The 17,114-nt window shown below is 37.7% G+C and carries 17 protein-coding genes; 2 read left to right on the top strand and 15 right to left on the bottom strand.

Annotated features, from left to right (window positions below):
• Positions 1–18: 18 nt before the first annotated feature.
• The 12 genes from COE49_RS02580 to COE49_RS02525 all read right to left on the bottom strand — a co-directional run bounded on the left by COE49_RS02580 (position 19) and on the right by COE49_RS02525 (position 13,335).
• Positions 19–924, bottom strand: a complete 906-nt coding sequence (locus COE49_RS02580) for a DMT family transporter (RefSeq protein WP_098945692.1) — start codon at positions 922–924, stop codon at positions 19–21.
• Positions 914–1,327, bottom strand: coding sequence for a MerR family transcriptional regulator (locus COE49_RS02575; protein ID WP_088232249.1), 414 nt, complete (start codon positions 1,325–1,327; stop codon positions 914–916). The genes COE49_RS02580 and COE49_RS02575 overlap by 11 nt, the downstream gene beginning before the upstream one ends.
• A gap of 120 nt (positions 1,328–1,447) precedes the next feature.
• Positions 1,448–2,758 (bottom strand): UDP-N-acetylmuramate--L-alanine ligase, encoded by a 1,311-nt coding sequence (gene murC / locus COE49_RS02570; protein WP_088232250.1) that lies wholly within the window; start codon positions 2,756–2,758, stop codon positions 1,448–1,450.
• A gap of 251 nt (positions 2,759–3,009) precedes the next feature.
• Complete coding sequence (locus tag COE49_RS02565) at positions 3,010–4,128, bottom strand: nicotinate phosphoribosyltransferase (protein WP_088232251.1); 1,119 nt, start codon at positions 4,126–4,128, stop codon at positions 3,010–3,012.
• A gap of 61 nt (positions 4,129–4,189) precedes the next feature.
• The gene (locus COE49_RS02560; protein WP_098945691.1) at positions 4,190–7,930 is read right to left on the bottom strand and encodes a DNA translocase FtsK; all 3,741 of its coding nucleotides are present in this window, start codon (positions 7,928–7,930) and stop codon (positions 4,190–4,192) included.
• Between the two features lie 154 nt (positions 7,931–8,084).
• Complete coding sequence (locus COE49_RS02555; protein WP_098841461.1) at positions 8,085–9,041, bottom strand: N-acetylmuramoyl-L-alanine amidase; 957 nt, start codon at positions 9,039–9,041, stop codon at positions 8,085–8,087.
• A 40-nt stretch (positions 9,042–9,081) separates the two neighbouring features.
• Positions 9,082–9,426, bottom strand: coding sequence for a thiamine transporter (locus COE49_RS02550; protein WP_088232253.1), 345 nt, complete (start codon positions 9,424–9,426; stop codon positions 9,082–9,084).
• A 143-nt stretch (positions 9,427–9,569) separates the two neighbouring features.
• The gene (gene ytpR, locus COE49_RS02545; RefSeq protein ID WP_098252742.1) at positions 9,570–10,184 is read right to left on the bottom strand and encodes a YtpR family tRNA-binding protein; all 615 of its coding nucleotides are present in this window, start codon (positions 10,182–10,184) and stop codon (positions 9,570–9,572) included.
• A complete protein-coding gene (locus tag COE49_RS02540) occupies positions 10,181–10,993 on the bottom strand; it encodes a DUF1444 domain-containing protein (protein ID WP_098945690.1) in 813 nt (270 codons plus the stop codon). Before COE49_RS02540 ends, ytpR begins: the two co-directional genes overlap by 4 nt.
• A 78-nt stretch (positions 10,994–11,071) precedes the next feature.
• Complete coding sequence (locus tag COE49_RS02535; RefSeq protein ID WP_000838193.1) at positions 11,072–11,386, bottom strand: thioredoxin family protein; 315 nt, start codon at positions 11,384–11,386, stop codon at positions 11,072–11,074.
• 83 nt (positions 11,387–11,469) lie between these two features.
• Positions 11,470–11,979 (bottom strand): DUF84 family protein, encoded by a 510-nt coding sequence (locus tag COE49_RS02530; protein ID WP_098945689.1) that lies wholly within the window; start codon positions 11,977–11,979, stop codon positions 11,470–11,472.
• Positions 11,980–12,261: 282 nt separating this feature from the next.
• The gene (locus tag COE49_RS02525; RefSeq protein ID WP_098945688.1) at positions 12,262–13,335 is read right to left on the bottom strand and encodes a M42 family metallopeptidase; all 1,074 of its coding nucleotides are present in this window, start codon (positions 13,333–13,335) and stop codon (positions 12,262–12,264) included.
• Positions 13,336–13,483: 148 nt separating this feature from the next.
• On the opposite strand from COE49_RS02525, the gene COE49_RS02520 reads away from it, so the two are divergent.
• Positions 13,484–13,795, top strand: a complete 312-nt coding sequence (locus tag COE49_RS02520) for a PepSY domain-containing protein (protein WP_000118537.1) — start codon at positions 13,484–13,486, stop codon at positions 13,793–13,795.
• Positions 13,796–14,033: 238 nt separating this feature from the next.
• On the opposite strand, the gene COE49_RS02515 is transcribed toward COE49_RS02520, so the two are convergent.
• Both COE49_RS02515 and trmB read right to left on the bottom strand, forming a co-directional pair.
• Positions 14,034–14,888, bottom strand: coding sequence for a YtnP family quorum-quenching lactonase (locus COE49_RS02515; protein ID WP_098252744.1), 855 nt, complete (start codon positions 14,886–14,888; stop codon positions 14,034–14,036).
• Positions 14,889–14,957: 69 nt separating this feature from the next.
• Positions 14,958–15,611 carry a tRNA (guanosine(46)-N7)-methyltransferase TrmB gene (trmB, locus tag COE49_RS02510; protein ID WP_088232257.1) on the bottom strand — a complete coding sequence of 218 codons (654 nt, stop codon included), beginning with the start codon at positions 15,609–15,611 and terminating at the stop codon, positions 14,958–14,960.
• A 232-nt stretch (positions 15,612–15,843) separates the two neighbouring features.
• Here trmB and COE49_RS02505 point away from each other — a divergent pair, with 232 nt between their 5' ends.
• Entirely contained in the window at positions 15,844–16,122 is a 279-nt protein-coding gene (locus tag COE49_RS02505; RefSeq protein ID WP_001122235.1) for a YtzH-like family protein, read from the top strand.
• A 3-nt stretch (positions 16,123–16,125) separates the two neighbouring features.
• On the opposite strand, the gene COE49_RS02500 is transcribed toward COE49_RS02505, so the two are convergent.
• Positions 16,126–16,923 carry a phosphotransferase family protein gene (locus tag COE49_RS02500; RefSeq protein WP_088232258.1) on the bottom strand — a complete coding sequence of 266 codons (798 nt, stop codon included), beginning with the start codon at positions 16,921–16,923 and terminating at the stop codon, positions 16,126–16,128.
• Positions 16,924–17,114 lie beyond the last annotated feature (191 nt).

The raw sequence follows: 17,114 nt of genomic DNA, 5'->3' as shown, positions 1-17,114 counted from the left end.
ATCTACAAATAGAAAATGTTAAATATTCACACTTTTTTTCGATTTTATTTGTATAAAACCTGAAGAACACAATACTCCCGTAATAACTAATATCATTCCTACAGATTGTGCGGATGTTATATTTACTCCTTCTGTAAAAGAAATAATTATTGTAACAACAGGCACTAGATTAAAAAATAAAGATGTTCTCGCTGCACCAATTTGGGCAATTCCATTATTCCACCATAAGTAACCGAGCACACTCATTCCAATTGCCATAAAGAGAATCGCCCCCCAAGCTAATAGAGGAATTTCCAAAACTGGTACTATACTTTTTTGCGTAAAAGATATCATAATAAAGGCAAGGGCACCAATAGTCATTGTATATGTCGTAGTTTGTATTGAGCTACCAGTTTTAATAAACCTTCTGCTTAATACACCGTATAACGCCCAGCAAATATTCCCTAATAAAATATAAAAATCTCCTTTTGAAAATGATAAATTTTGTAGTGCGGTAAACGAGCCTTGTGTAAGCACAAAAACAACACCAAATAGTGCAAGTAACATTCCAATTACTTGGCGCTTCACTATCTTCTCTCGTAAAATGACACTTGCTAATAACGTCGTAATAAGTGGATTTGTCGCCATAATAAGCGCCCCATTAATAGCTTCTGTATGTTTCATTCCTAAAAAGAAAAAGTAGTTAAAACCGAATACACCAACTATACCAAGCAAAAGGTAATAGACCTTATTCTGCCTCCATATCTCAACCTCAAAACCTTTTCTTAGTTTTAAAAGACATAACATCACAAGTGCAGCAATTCCAAAGCGCCATGCCGCTATATGAATCGCTTCGAAATACTGCACCGCATATTTCGAAGCATTAAATGTCCCACCAGTAAATATTGCAAACCCTAATAACTGCGCATATACTTTATTTTTCATTGCCGGCCTCCAAGTCTTTTCCTTCTAGAAAACCGTAATAAATTTCTAGCTTCTCTTCTGTTATCTGGACAACTTTTTGCAATTGTTCTTGCTGTTCTTTTAACCTTTCTAAGTGAGTTGTTAAAATTGAAATTCTCTTCTTTACTTTCGCTGGCACTTCCTTTCTCTTCTGCCTAATTTCCTCTATAATGCATCCATCACTTGCAAACTCAGCCATCTCTTCTAATGACATTCCAGTTTGTTTTAACGAATATAAAAATTTTAATAGGCGCACATCACCTTCTGTATATTGGCGAATCCCGCTATTTCGCGTTGGTGGTGGTAATAATCCTAATTTCTCATAGTAACGCAAAGTATGAATACTCATCCCCGTTAATTCTGCCACTTCACCTATTTTATACATGTTTTCTCCCCCTTGTTTTTACATTTTCATCTTACAACCTAGAGTTAGCTCTAGGTCAATACGTAAATAAAAATCGAGCACAACAAAAAAGACGCACAGCCCAGCTATGCGTCTTTTCTATTACTTCTCTGCAACTTGAACTTCTTTTACGTAAGCTGCTTCGAATTTTTGGATGTCTCCTGCGCCCATGAAAATAAGAACGCCATTTTTATGTTTCTTTAATACATCTGTTGTTGTATCTGTAATTAGTTCTGCACCGTCAATACGCTTCTGCAGATCTTCGATTGTTAATTCACCTTTGTTTTCGCGCGCTGATCCGAAAATATCACATAAGTATACTTGGTCAGCTTTGCTTAGGCTTTCTGCGAACTCATCTAAGAACTTTTCTGTACGTGAGAATGTGTGTGGCTGGAATACAGCGACAATTTCACGCTCTGGATGTTTTTGACGAGCTGCTTCAATTGTTGCGTTAATTTCTGTCGGATGGTGTGCATAGTCATCGATAATAACTTGCTCTCCCATTGGCTTTTCATTAAAGCGACGTTTTACGCCTTCAAAAGTTGTTAATTGATGTTTAACTGCTTCTACATCAACATTTTCATAATGGCAAAGCGCGATTACTGCTAATGCATTTAATACGCTGTGATTGCCGTATCCAGTAATTTTGAACGTATCATAGTACGTATTACGAACGAATACATCGAATATTGTACCATCTGTTCTCTTTTGAATGTTACGTGCTTGGAAATCATTATCTTCTCCAAATCCATAGAAAATAACAGGTACTTTCGCTTGAATTTTTTGAAGTTCTTCATCATCACCACATGCAATAATGCCTTTTTTCACTTGCAATGCCATCTCTTGGAATGCACTGAAGACATCATTGATGTCTGAGAAATAATCTGGGTGATCGAAATCAATGTTTGTCATAATCGCATAGTCTGGATAGTAAGACAAGAAATGACGACGATACTCACAAGCTTCAAATACAAAATACTTACTATTTTCTACCCCATGCCCAGTTCCATCTCCAATAAGGTAAGATGTTGGGTGTGCGCCTTGCATTACATGTGCTAACAAACCTGTAGTTGATGTTTTTCCATGCGCACCAGTTACAGCAACACTTGTGTACTGATTCATAAGGTCACCTAAAAAGTGATGATAACGATGTACTGGGATATTTAATTCTTTTGCTGCTACGATTTCTTCATGCGTATCAGGAAACGCGTTTCCTGCGATAATCACTTGTCCTTCTTTAATATTATTTTTATCAAAAGGAAGGATGGAAATACCACGCTTTTCCAATGCTGTTTGTGTAAAGAAACGCTTTTCATAATCAGACCCTTGAACAGTATGCTTCATGTCATGAAGAATTTGTGCTAATGAACTCATTCCTGTTCCTTTAATTCCTACAAAATGGTAAACTGTCATCTTAAAGAACCTCCAACATTTCGAACTAATACAACGGCCTATCTATAAGACAGTATATGAATCTTTTCTTATTTTGGTAATCATCATACATTTCTGATAAAGCGAAGTTCTCTTTTATCTTCACTTATCAGGATAAACACGTACGTACTTCTTTTATGTCCATAACAAACTTATTATAGCAAAAAACCAGCTGTTATACTATGATAACAGAAAAACTGATAGGGTCAATCACCTATCAGTTTTTCTCTTTTTTACATATCTTCTCTTGTTTCCAATTGAACACGCTCTAGACGTGGATTAGGGCGGTATTTACGACCAGCCTTAGCTTCTGGTTTTCCATTTAATTCTACATTGTCGCCAGTGAAGCCAATATTCATTTTTAATAAGCTACTTCCTACGCCGTATATATCGACAGGAACATTTTGCGCTTCAAATTCACGAATACGCTTCTCGTCAAATCCACCAGTTACAACGATGTCTACATGTTGGAATCCTTCTTCATCAAGTGCCTTACGAAGTGCGAATACAAGCGATGGATTTACACCACGTGGATCGAATGTTCCAAGTACTTCTGGGTGACGAATGAAGTATTGGTCAATCATTGTACGAGACGTATCGACACGTACACCTTTTAATGTTGATCCAAATTCACGCGCTACGCGAAGTGCATCTGTAATGACATCATTGTTGTAATCAATTAATACAACTAATTCATCTTCTGGGAATTTCTTATGATATGCTTTTGCTGCTTCCACAACATCACCATTAAACATTTGAATTAATGCGTGAGGCATTGTCCCCATACCACTCTTGCCCCACCACTCATTCATTGCATGCGTCGCTTGTGCGCTCATACCTCCGATGTATGCTGCATAACCATCACCAGCTTGTTGCGTATAATGATCATCACGGTCTCCCATGAAAATAACTGGTTTTTCTTTATCTACACTACGTGCAGCTTGGACAACGTTATATACGTTTGTCGCAACCGATGTACGACGAGCTAAAATCCCATCGATGACACCTTCTAAAAATCCGAAGTTTTCATAAGGACCATGAATTGTTAAAACTGTTTCAAACGGACTAATGTTATCGCCATCCTTTAAAGAATGAATTTCTAATTCCTCAGGATTTTTGGCAAATGTTTGTAGCAATGCGATTACTTCATCTGCTCCGCAAAGTACTGCATTCTCTTTTTGGAAAAACTGCATCGTTACAACACTTTTCGGGCGAAATTCTTCAATGATTTCTCTAGTTTTTAAAAAGTAAACGGCAGAGAACCAACCTTCTCCAACACGCTCATCAAATTTAAATGTTTTATTCGTTAGTCGATTTATTTCACCTTTTAATTTTAATTCAATTTCTTTCATGTCGCTTTACTCCCTACTTTACTATCCAACATTTTCTATTAGTATACAGCAAAACCGTGTACTATACATTTGTTTCCTGCATAGCAGCAAATTCATCCTCAGAAATAAGAACATCTCTCGGCTTTGTTCCTCTTGCTTCAGAAATAATCCCTTGCGATTCCATCTCTTCAATGAGACGGGCCGCGCGATTATAACCGATGCGGAATTTTCTCTGTACAGAAGATGTGGACGCTCCCCCTTGTTCTACAACAAATTGACATGCTTCAAAGAACAATTCATCTTCCGACTCGGCCTGTTCTGTTTTCGCTAATAAATCCTCTTGCTTAAATAAGTAATTCGGCTTCATTTGCTTTTTCACATGATCAACTGTCTTTTCAATCTCATCATCCGATACATATACACCTTGTACACGAACTGGCTTAGATGTACCGTTCCCTAAAAATAGCATATCACCACGGCCAAGTAATTTCTCCGCGCCACCAATATCGATAATCGTACGCGAATCAACTTGAGATGATACAGTAAACGCAATACGCGTTGGAATGTTTGACTTAATTAAACCTGTAATAACATCTACAGATGGACGCTGCGTCGCAACTAATAAATGTATACCACAAGCACGTGCTTTTTGCGCAATACGACAAATCGCTTCCTCTACATCACCAGGTGCTACCATCATTAAGTCGGCTAACTCGTCAATGACAATAACGATATAAGGCAATGTCTCTCCCGGAATTTCTCGCTCACTTACAATTGTATTATAGCGGGTTAAATCACGAGCACCAGCGTGCGCAAATAATTCATAACGACGCTCCATTTCTTCAACTGCCCATTTTAATGCAGCTGTGGCTGCTTTTACATCCGTAATAACAGGTGCTACGAGATGCGGAACAGAATTGTATGGTGCAAGCTCAACCATCTTCGGATCGATTAACATTAACTTCACTTCATGTGGCTTCGCTTTATATAAAATACTCGTTAAAATCGCATTAATACACACACTTTTTCCTGAACCAGTTGCGCCAGCAATAAGTCCATGTGGCATTTTTCGAATATCCGTTACAATTGGATCACCTGAAATATCAAGTCCAAGCGCAACTGTAAGCGGTGATTCGCTCTTTGTAAACACAGGACTTCTTAAAATTTCACGAAGAAATACTGGCTTACTTTCTTTATTTGGAACTTCGATTCCAATCGCACTTTTCCCTGGAATCGGTGCTTCAATACGAATATCTTTCGCCGCTAAACTTAACTTAATATCATCACTTAAGTTTGTAATTTTATTTACTTTCACACCTGGGTCTGGCTGCACTTCAAAACGAGTTACCGCTGGACCTTGCGATACATTAATAACATGTGCTCCAACATGGAAATTATTAAACGTTGTATCTAACAATTCTTTCTGTTCATCCAACCATTCCGTATTATCTAACGCTGCTTGCTGTGGAATTGCCAACAATGTTAATGGCGGAATAGCGTATGTCGGTGGTGTTTGCAGTACATTTCGCATATCGTTCTCTCTTTGATTTACAACATACGCTTTCTCTTGTACTTCCGTACTTGAAATTGGCTCTTGTACTTGCTCTACAACTACTTGCTCTACAACTACTTGCTGCACTCGGCTTTCTTCCACTTGTGGTTCTACTACCACTTGTTGCACTGGCTTTTCTTCCACTCGTGGTTCTACTGCTACTTGCTGCACTCGGTGTTCTTCCACTTGTGCTTCTACTGCTACTTGTTGCACTCGGTGTTCTTCCACTCGTGGTTCTACTACCACTTGTTGCACTGGCTTTTCTTCCACTTGTGCTTCTACTGCCACTTGTTGCACTCGGTGTTCTTCCACTCGTGGTTCTACTACCACTTGTTGCACTGGCTTTTCTTCCACTTGTGATTCTACTGCCACTTGTTGCATTGGTTTCTCTTCCACTTGTTGTACATGCTTATTCTCTACTCGTTCATTCATAGAAGATTGCATTGTATTCGTTCTAGCCGCATGCCTTTCCATTAATCGCGCTCTGTCTTGTTTCAACATAACAACATTAAATGGTACATGACGCTTTTTCTCACGTTTCGGCTCTTCTTTTTGTACAACTGGTTGTTCTTCGGTAATTTGTGCCTCTTCTTCAACTGGTTGCGCTTCGGCGATTGGCGCTTCTTCCACAACTAGTTTGCTTTCCTCTGTTTCTGTAATTAAAACATTCGCAAAGCTTTGGACATCTTTCTTCGTTTGTTCATCAGCCTCAGCAACATGTATGAATTCGCTCTTTTGTTCCATTGCTTCATCTAACACCAGTTCTTGCTGAGATTCCTCAAGTTCTACAAATGCTTCTGTTTCTGCAATTGCTTCCACTTCTTCTGTTGCTTCTGTTTCCGCAATTACTTCTACTTCTTCTAGCTCTTCTGTTTCCGCAATTGCTTCCACTTCTTCTGTTGCTTCCGCTTCTGCAATTACTTCTACTTCTTCTAGCTCTTCTGCTTCTGCAATTACTTCTACTTCTTCTAGCTCTTCTGTTTCTGCAATTACTTCTACTTCTTCTTCTGGCTCTTCTGTTTCTACAATTACTTCTACTTCTTCTGCCTCTTCAGATTCTTCTGCCTCTACAATTACTTCCACTTCTTCAAACTCTTCTGTTTCCGTAATTACTTCTATCTCTTCAGATTCCTCTGTTTCCATAACTACTTCTACTTCTACTTCTACAAGCTGTTCCGTTTCTGCAATTACTTCTACTTTTGGCACTTCTGCAACTTCTTCTGGTATTTCCACTATGATTGTTTCTTCGAGTTTTTCTTCTGCTTTGACAATCACTGCTTCTTCTGGAGTTTTCTGTTCTACTTCAATAGTAGCTTCTTCTATTTCTGTATTACGCTTAATTTCTTCTGATAGTATTGTATCCTCGTGCTCTACTTTAGAATCTACTAATTTCTCTTGTAAAATATTTTCGTTTAGCACCACTACATCTTTTTCTTGCTTTGCATCTTCCATGCGCTCAGCTACCGTATTATGAAGTAATTCATCCGCTGAAACTTCCTGCGGTACACTAATTTCTTGAACCTCTTCTTTTTCTTCTACTAAAGGTACTTGGCGCTCAATTTCATAACCGTTTTTCTCTAACCATTGATCGACAACTGATTTTTCTTCCTTTTTACTCTGTTGCTCTTGCTGATTAACGCCTTCATGACTAGAAGAAATCTTTGCTTGTCCTTCTGAGAAATCAGATAATGTGTATCCCTTTTTCTCTAACCATGCATCAACAACTGCTTTGCCCTCTACAGATATTTCAAGATCTTCTCTTTCCTTTTCTTCCTCCTGCTTTTCTACCTTTTTCTCTACAGAAGGACGATTATATCCGTAAATTGGCGAAATCATTTCTGTTGGACGAAATGGTCTACGGTTACTTTCTTGCGATGGTACAGATGCTTTTTTTACGATAGGCTCTTGCACCGGTTCATATTGCACTTCCGGCTCTTCATATGTAGGAACTACCTTCTCCACATACGGTCGTCTGCTTCTTTCCACTTTGATTCCTCTTTGAATAGGCTGATTTTCATATATTACAGCTTGAACAGGTTGTTCTTTAAAATGCCCTGTTTCTATAACATCGTCTTCATCAAACCCATTATCTGGTACTAATGGAAAACGGCATTTACCTACATTCCTACTTGCCATTTGTGCTTCTCTTGCTTCAGTGTAGTGGTTTACACGAGGAATTTTCGGCTGACTTTCAGCTTGCTTTGGTACTTCTTTATTCATCGCTGTTTGTTCTTCCTCTTTGTTAAACAGCTTTTTCATCCAATCTAACATGCTTACCACTCTTTCTACTAAATAGTAACATCCTTTATTGTATCAGCATTCGGAAAAAAGTGCAGGTAAAATTAAGCATGTCATATTTATCCATAATATTCTAATTCATGAGTGTTTTCATATGAAAAAAAGCAACCTCGACGCGAGACTGCTTTTAAGCTTTACTCTTCCGATATTCATCTACACTATCCGTTACACTTTGCAATAAAGAATTTACATACTGCGGGTCAGATAATTTTTTATCTTCTTCATGGTTTGACATAAACCCAAGTTCTAATAGTACACCAGGTACTTTGGACCAATTAAATCCAGAAAGATCATCCCTGAACTTAATTCCATTTACTTTCACTTGCTGGTTCTCTCTCATTTTATTTACTATCGTTTGAGAGATTTGAAAACTTTCCGCATAGATTTCTTTCGTATACGGACTTCCTTCTGCAGGCGTCAATACAGCGAATCCACTTTGATTCGGATTTTCAGAACCATCTGCATGAAGACGTAAAAATAAATTCGCCTTATGATCATTCGCAAATGTCGCACGTTCTTTATTACTTATATCAACATCTTGTGACGTTCTCGTCATTAATACTTGCATTCCCTTTGCTTCAAGCTTTTCTTTTAATATAAAAGCCATCTCTAACACAAGGACAGACTCTCTCTTTTTTGTTGCAACACCTGTTGTTCCATCTGTCACTTTATATTTCTGAGTAGTTGCGCCTGGACCAATCGGCTCTAAATTTAAATTTGCTTTTTGTTGATGCCCTGGATCAATGACAACGAGAAATTTTTCTTGTTTTTCCTTACTCTCTATTTTTTGTTCATTATTTTGTACTGGTTGCTCAGGTGGCTGCACCGGCGTAGTTTCCTCTTTCTTTTTCTCGGCTGGTACTTCCTCCTGCTTAATTTCTACTTGCTCATTCGTTTGAACTTCTTGCGGTTCTTCTTTCTTTTCTTGTTCCTCTTGCTGCTTTTCTACCGGTGCGTCTTCCTTTTTCTCTTTACTTATTTCTTGTATAGAAGATGCTGTTTCTTGTTTCGGCTGTTCTTGTGAGCAACCTCCCATATATATGCCAATGCATGCAATCATGCCCATTGTTTTTATATACTTCATGCCTCTCTCCCATCACTTTGCACCGGACTCAAAGTTTTTCTTATAATTGTTTTATAACCTCATCCATATTTCCAATACAAATTGGCTGCCACGTTTCTGTACCACGCTCTGCCGTATACACTGGATACGCGTCGTCATCGGTATTCACGAAAACTGGGTCGCCCATATCCGTTTCATATCCAATAACAATCCATCCTTCTTGCCATCTTCCATTCTCTTCACTTATTAATGAACTTTTATGTTTATCATATCGGTAACCGATTTGTCCTTTTTCTAATTCATTTTCACTAAACACATATATTTCATAGGTACCTAATTCGATATCTTGCTGTTTTGAAGTTTCAATTCGTTTCAGAAGTTCTGCGATTTTTGGTTGTTGTTTCATACCTCTATCCCCTTCTTTTTTCTAAATTTTACCTAATTAATTTTTAAAATACAATATAGATTTTGATGAGAAACGTTACAATCTTAGGAATTCCGCATAAAAAAATAGCCCCATATATGCGAGGCTACTTTTTCTTACATCAATTAAAATTTAAACTCTTGTCCAACTTCAAAGCTATCTTCTAATACAAGAATACCTTTTTCTTGCGGAGCGTCTGGAAGCTCTAATTCACGTGCAGAGCAAATCATTCCAGAAGAAGGAACACCGCGAAGCTCAGCTGGCTTAATTAACATACCGCTTGGCATTACAGCGCCGATTTTTGCAACGACAACTTTTTGTCCTGCATCAACGTTTGGTGCACCACATACGATTTGTAATGTTTCTGTACCGATTTCTACTTTACAAATGTTTAACTTATCAGCATTTGGATGCTTCTCTTTTTCAGCTACATAACCTACAACGAATTTCGGAGAAAGATCTGCTTCTACTTTTTCTTCAAAGCCGTTCTTCGCTAAAATTCCGTTGATTTTCTCAACAAGTTCTTTCGTTAATGTAAGGTTACCTGTTTCTGTTACCTCTAAATAAGAAGATGCATTAAAGATGTTGAATCCTCCTGTTACGTTGCTTTCACGATCATAAACGCGAGCAACATCTCCTTTGCGATCAAAAGTACGGTTCTCCAAAGTAATATCTTGTAAGGCAACAATTAAAGTGTCACCAATTCCTTCAAGGTTGTAAAAAACGTTCACTTCGTTCATCCTTTCTCTTTTCCATCTGTCTTCTTCCGATTCTTCGCTAAAATAAAGATTGGCTCGAATTCTCCATCTTCATATACGAATGAAAGTGATGTAATCGGAACATGCCCTTCGGCAAAAAATTTCATTGTCATTTGTGCAATAATATCATAACCGATTTCGTTGACGATATCAGCAATAATTAATACATCTTGGTGAGGAACAGCAACAACCATGTCACCAGCAATCTTTTCACGCATCGATTGTAGTAACGATTCGTTTAAAATACGAGTCGCGTCATACCCATCATTTGTGTTTAAAAAGTAGAATGTATTCCCTGCTACTGTGTCCTGCTTAAATTCATAAACTAATGAGCGAGCATTGAATAATGCCATTTCACGTACTTGTTGTTCTGTAAGCTCTAACTTTTGTAATAAACGCTCATCAATGAGTCGATACGTTTTATTAGAATCTAGCGCGTAGTAAATACGTGTTTCTGCCGTATGATCCGTCATAATAAACGGATTTCCTTCTTCTGCTTGTTTCGGGAAAGAAGTAGAACGAATAACAGGTAAAATTTTCGCTCCGCTATTTTCTTCTTTATGCATCGCAATTAACGCTTCTTGTACGTAATATGCGACTTCGTCAATCGCTTTTTCTTTATTCACTTCCCATTTTGCCACAACTCCTGGAAGTGATACGTTAATGCCTTTTTTCGAGTCTTTCTGTTCAATACGCAGAACTTCTTTCTCACTATCATAATGAAAGTCCCATTCTGGGCGAGATAATTTCTTTATTAACTCATCTTTCATCTTTTTACTTGTCATCTTCATCTCTTTATCCTCCCTTCCAAAAAAATAACCTCCCCCGCGAAGGTAGAGGTTGTTTTACAATTCAATTGGCAAATTGCCTTATTTTAAACCTTCAATAAACTCTTCGATTTGTTCTTGTGTTTTACGATCTTTGTTTACATAGCGACCTGTTTCTTCACCTTTATTGTACGCTACAAAGCTCGGAATGCCAAATACGTCTAATTTCACGCATAGATCAATAAACTCATCACGATCTACATAGTAAAATGAGAAATCACTATATTTCTCTTCTACTTCTGGCATAAATGGGTCTACAAAGCGGCAGTCTGGGCACCATTCTGCTGAGAACATAAAGACTACATTCTCTTCATTTTTTAATTGTTGGAATTGCTCCATGCTTTCTAATGATTTCATCTATATTTCCTCCTCTAACGAGTGCTTTTTTTCATGTTATAATCTTTCCTTTATACTACCATACATCGTGCACGGTGCAAGGTTTATGCTTGCTTTTCGTCATACTTATATTGTCCAACTAACAACTTAACAACGTGTACAAATAATTCCGTGCGATTGACATAATCATCTGTAAAGATACCGATCGCACCTTCGTGGCTACGAATGTCTTTTCGTTGTACAAATTCTTCCATCACTTCGCTTAACTCTTTTCCTTCTTCAAGTGGCGTTAAAAAGTCATCTGGTAATTTAATACGAGCGCCTCCTGCAACAAATGTTTTACCATCACTTGTTGCTAGCGCACCCCAGTTACACATAAATAAACCGTGCGCCGTTTTCATTACACCGCCTTCCAGCCCAATACCAATTTGAGCTTCTCCTTCCTGGAGCGCTCGTTTCGCTCTATTTATCGCTCCTTGCATCGTCTCTTCATCTGAAAACGGCTGTGCTGCTACTCCTGAAGGAACAGAAAGGGCTGTAATTGTAGCCTCTCCCCAAACCTTCTCTACTGCTCCAACCTTCGTTTTATTCTTCGATCCAACTACTACTTTCATTTCATTCACCTCTATATAAATTCATCATTTTATTCTAATATCCGCTTCGAGTACGAATTAGGCACCAACCACTACCACATATCACCGTGTCATCTATTCAGCCTAAAAAAGAAGGTTTTTTCTAACAACATTACCGTCTTCGAAAGCAAAAACAGCCTTCCTCTCACTTCCTACCCGCGCTCTTAATACACCATTCGAGCACCCATTAAGCACTGACCGCTCCCATTCATGAATGGGTCATCTATTCAACCTAAAAAAAGAAGGGTTTTTCGCCCTTCCTCCTTACGCGTTATTCTTAATTGTTTCTAACGTCGTTTTGTCCGTCGCTCTTACAAGCTTCGTAATTAACTCTTTCGCTGCTGCATAATCATCAACATGTAAAATAGAAGCATGTGTATGAATGTAACGTGCGCAAACACCGATTACTGCTGACGGGATACCAGAATTACTTGTATGTACACGGCCCGCATCTGTACCACCTTGTGAAATAAAGTATTGGTACGGAATGTTGTGTGTTTCTGCTGTATCTAAAATGAATTCACGCATTCCTCTATGTGTTACCATTGTGCGGTCATAAATACGAAGAAGAGCACCTTTTCCTAATTGACCGAACTGCGTTTTATCACCAGATGCATCATTCGCTGGACTTGCATCAAGCGCATAGAAGATGTCTGGTTGAATCATATTTGCAGCAGTTTGTGCACCGCGAAGACCAACTTCTTCTTGTACAGTCGCGCCAGAGTATAATGTGTTTGGTAATGTTTCGTCTTTTAATTCTTTTAGTAATTCAATTGCAAGGCCACATCCGTAACGGTTGTCCCAAGCTTTCGCCATAATTTTCTTTTCGTTTGCCATCGGCGTAAACGGGCAGATTGGCACGATTTGTTGTCCTGGTTTTATACCAATTTCAATCGCATCTTCATAGCTATCTGCACCTATATCAATTAACATGTTTTTTATATCCATCGGTTTTGCACGTTGCGCGTCACTTAATAAATGAGGAGGGATAGAACCAACAACCCCAATAACAGGACCATTCTTCGTTATCACTTGTACGCGCTGCGCTAATAGAACTTGGCTCCACCAGCCGCCTAACGGTTGAAAACGAAGCATTCCGTTTTTCGTAATTTGCGTAATCATGAAACCTACTTCATCCATATGACCTGCTACAAGAACACGTGGGCCAGTTTCGTCCCCTTTTTTCAGACCAAATACGCTACCTAAACCGTCTTGTACAATTTCATCAGCATATTTGCTTAATTCTTGCTTCATAAAACGGCGTACATCATGTTCAAAACCTGACGCACCTTGTAATTCTGTTAACGTACGAAATAATTGTAATGTCTCTTTATTCACGAAGTCCCCTTCTTTCAAACCTTAGTAGAATACCTCTTTTATTGTAACGAAATTTTCGAAATGTTTCTAGTTTCTTCTTTTTTAGCTGTATTTGCTTTATAATTATTATTGGTACACTATTTTTATTTTATAGAATTGAGGTGAATATATGAGCTGGAAAGGTTTAGTAGCAGGTCTTGGCGTTGGATTCGCAGCTGGTTATTTCGTTGCAAACAAAGTACAAGAACAATCCCATATTTCTTCAGAAAAAGCATTGAAAATGGTGAAACAAGCATTAAGTCATAAAGGTGAAATTACTGGCTCTTGGGTACATATGGTTCCAGAGACATTTGAAAAATATGATGTCGCATACGAAGTTTATCGTGGCGGCCTTACAACGATGTTAGATGATATACAAGAACGATTTGAATTTTTAGTTGATGCTAAAACAGGTACTGTTTTAGAGGTTATAGCAGCATAAAAAGAGGTTTCCCATTTGGTGAACCTCTTTTTTTGGCAATTGTGGGTATTGATTAAAATTATATCAGCGATTTTTTGAATATATCGACTGCAACTCCAAATATATCGGCGATTTTTTTAAATATATCGACCGTAACTCAAATTATATCGGCGATTTTTTAAATATATCGACTTACCGACAAAAAACGACAATAATAAAGAGGCTGCTCCAGCAAATATTCTGGGACAACCTCCTCTTTTTAAGCCTCTATACTCGTTTTTCGCTCTATTTTTTCTACTATATGCCCTTCCTCATTCCACTTTACTGCACGATAATATGCGTCATGATAAAACGTAAACCACGCCTCTTTTTCAGCGCCATACTTCATCCACTTTTGCTTATTTTCAATCGATGTCATCGGATAATCATCATAAGCCATTACCCATAATACATTTTGATGTGCATGCGTCGGCAATAGGTCTGCTAAATGAAGCATTGTTTCCCCTTGGCTTTCTAAAGCAATAACGGCATGTCCATCACTATGACCACCTGTATGCGCCATTTTTATTTCATCTGTAATTTCTATTTCTTGCTGGAACGTAACGACTTGCTCTACAATTGGCTCCCAATTTTCTTTCCAATATGTATTACGTGATCTAATATTCGGGTTCCTCATTTCATTCCATTCTGTTTCACTCACATAAATTTTCGCATTCGGAAATGCAGGTATAAGTTGATCGCCTTCCCATTTTGTTAAGCCGGATGCATGATCAAAATGCATGTGCGTCATTAAAACATAGTGAATATCTTCAGGCTTCAATCCTAGTTTTTCTAATGATTCATAAACCGATGACTCTTCTGTTACACCTTGATTTCGCTTCATCTTCTCATTCAATTTACCATTGCCTATTCCAGAATCAATAAGCATATTACCGTCTTTCGTTTGCAAAAGTAACGGATCTGTTCGTAAATAAATATGATTTGTATCATTATGTTTATATTTGCGTGACCAAAGTACTTTCGGCACAACGCCAAACATTGCTCCCCCATCTAAATGTGTGTTCCCACCTTTTAGCCACGTCACTTTTATATCTCCAATTTGTAGTTGTTCCATTACATATCCCCCTTTTCGTTAATTTTAACATAAAATTCTGATTATTTTAGCCATAAAAAAACCTATGCATTACTGCATAGGCTCCGTACGATATTTTGCTTCTACACGGTAAATACGATGACCTTTACTAGAGAATTTCTCTTCGTACTCAGTCATAATGTTACCTTCAAAATCGCTATTATGAAGATCTAAGCTTAAGTACGTTAGTAACATGCCATACTCAGCCATACTCATAAGAGAATATTCAAATAAACCTTGGTTATCTGTTTTGAAATGAATCTCTCCGCCCTCTACTAACACTTCTTCATAATTGCGTAAAAATGTTTTATACGTTAAACGACGCTTCGTATGACGTTTCTTTGGCCATGGATCTGAGAAGTTTAAATAAACGCGATCAATTTCACCTTTTGCAAAGAAAACTGTTAAATCTTCAGCATCTTTATTAATTAACTTTAAGTTCGGTACTTCTTCTTCAATTAATTTATCAAGTGCATCTACAACAACACTTGTGAATTTTTCAATTCCAATATAATTAATATGAGGATTCGCTTTTGCCATATCATACATAAAGCGGCCACGACCTGTACCTACTTCAATATGAATTGGTTGGTCATTTCCAAATACTTCTTTCCAGCTACCAGCACGTTCCTCTGGGTTCCCAATTACGATATGTGAATATTCATTAATTCGATCCATTGCATACGGTTTATGTCTTAAACGCATAGATGTCTCCCTCTCTTTACAAAACTATTTTAAAGGAATAATTCCTTTTTTCTGTTTTAATCAATCTATCAAACAAAAAACCAAGTACGTACGAGCACTCGGTCCGTTTCTTTCAAGTATAAGATGTACCATTTTGATAAAAACTACATACAGCATTAAACATTCCATGACGAAGCAGCTTTTTCTCTTACATTTCTAGGAAGAGAAAAACAATCGAAAGGATGATCCGTTCATGCCAATTAATCAACAACATCAATTAGAAGTGTTAAAAGATATTTTGGTCAATCACCAAAGTGATTGCTGCGGGACAGTTTCTGAATGCGAGCAATTAGAGCGTCTCATTCAATCATTACTCGCAAATGATAATATAAGTAGTGACGCTAAAACAATGCTAAACGATGTATATTCTTATAGTCAATCGGGTAAATCTTCCTCTAATTTGGACAACCATATTTCCAATAATCAAGAACAACTTACTCAGTGGATTGCTGGAATGGACAATTTTTCTTAAATACTATTCTGAAGCAAGTAGTTGCTGTAAATATTGATGCCAATATTCAGCTTCTGCTTGCTGTTTTTTTGTTGTGTGCCATTGAATAGATAAAATCGTTTGGGCTATTACATACCATCTCATACGCCTAAGTAGCGATTCATCCATTTCAATATCATAATACCCGAGCCATTCACTCCATTCCTGGCGCGGAATGTACCAATACAATAACATACCAAGGTCTAAAGCTGGGTCAGCAATTACAGCTCCATCCCAATCAATTAAAAACAACTCATCTTCATCCGACAATAGCCAATTGTTATGATTTACATCACAATGGCATACAACGAATTCATTGTATTCAATATCTTTTAATGACGCCGTTAAATATTGAAGACCTTGCTGAATTGTTTCATCAACCCTTATATCTCCTCTTAAAACAAGTTGCAGTTGTTGTAATAACTCTTGTGCGTGAAGCGGCTGTTTCCCAAGCCTTTGAATCATCTGCACAAGTGCTTTAGAGGAGTGTATTTTTTTCAAAAGTTTCGCAACACGCTCTAGTTTCATATCCTCTGGCTCTAACTTCTGTCCCGGAAGCCATTTTTGAGCAGAAATTACATCACCGTTCGTTACCCTTCTTGTCCAAAGTAATTTTGGAACAATTCCTTCTGCTGACAATACCGCTAAAAAGGGCGATGTATTCCGCTTTAAAAATAACTTCTGTTGTCCATTTTGCGCAATATATGCATCGCCCGTTACTCCACCAGCCGGTATAAGACTCCACTCTTTTCCTAATAATTGTTCCAACCATTCCATATTCATTACCCGTTAACAAATCCTTATCTTTTATAGTTATGAAAAGAAAAACCGCAACATTTCTACACATGTTGTGGATTCATATATATTTTACTGTAAATGAAAAGAAATCTTGGCATATGCCAAAAACTCTCTATTTTATTTTACAAAACCAGTCATAGGATAACAACTTATCAAAATCGTCACCTTTGTCAATT

Origin of the sequence: Bacillus sp. AFS029637, from assembly GCF_002584985.1 — a bacterium.
Taxonomy (GTDB): Bacteria; Bacillota; Bacilli; order Bacillales; family Bacillaceae_G; genus Bacillus_A.
This window is presented reverse-complemented; position numbering and strand designations above follow the sequence as displayed.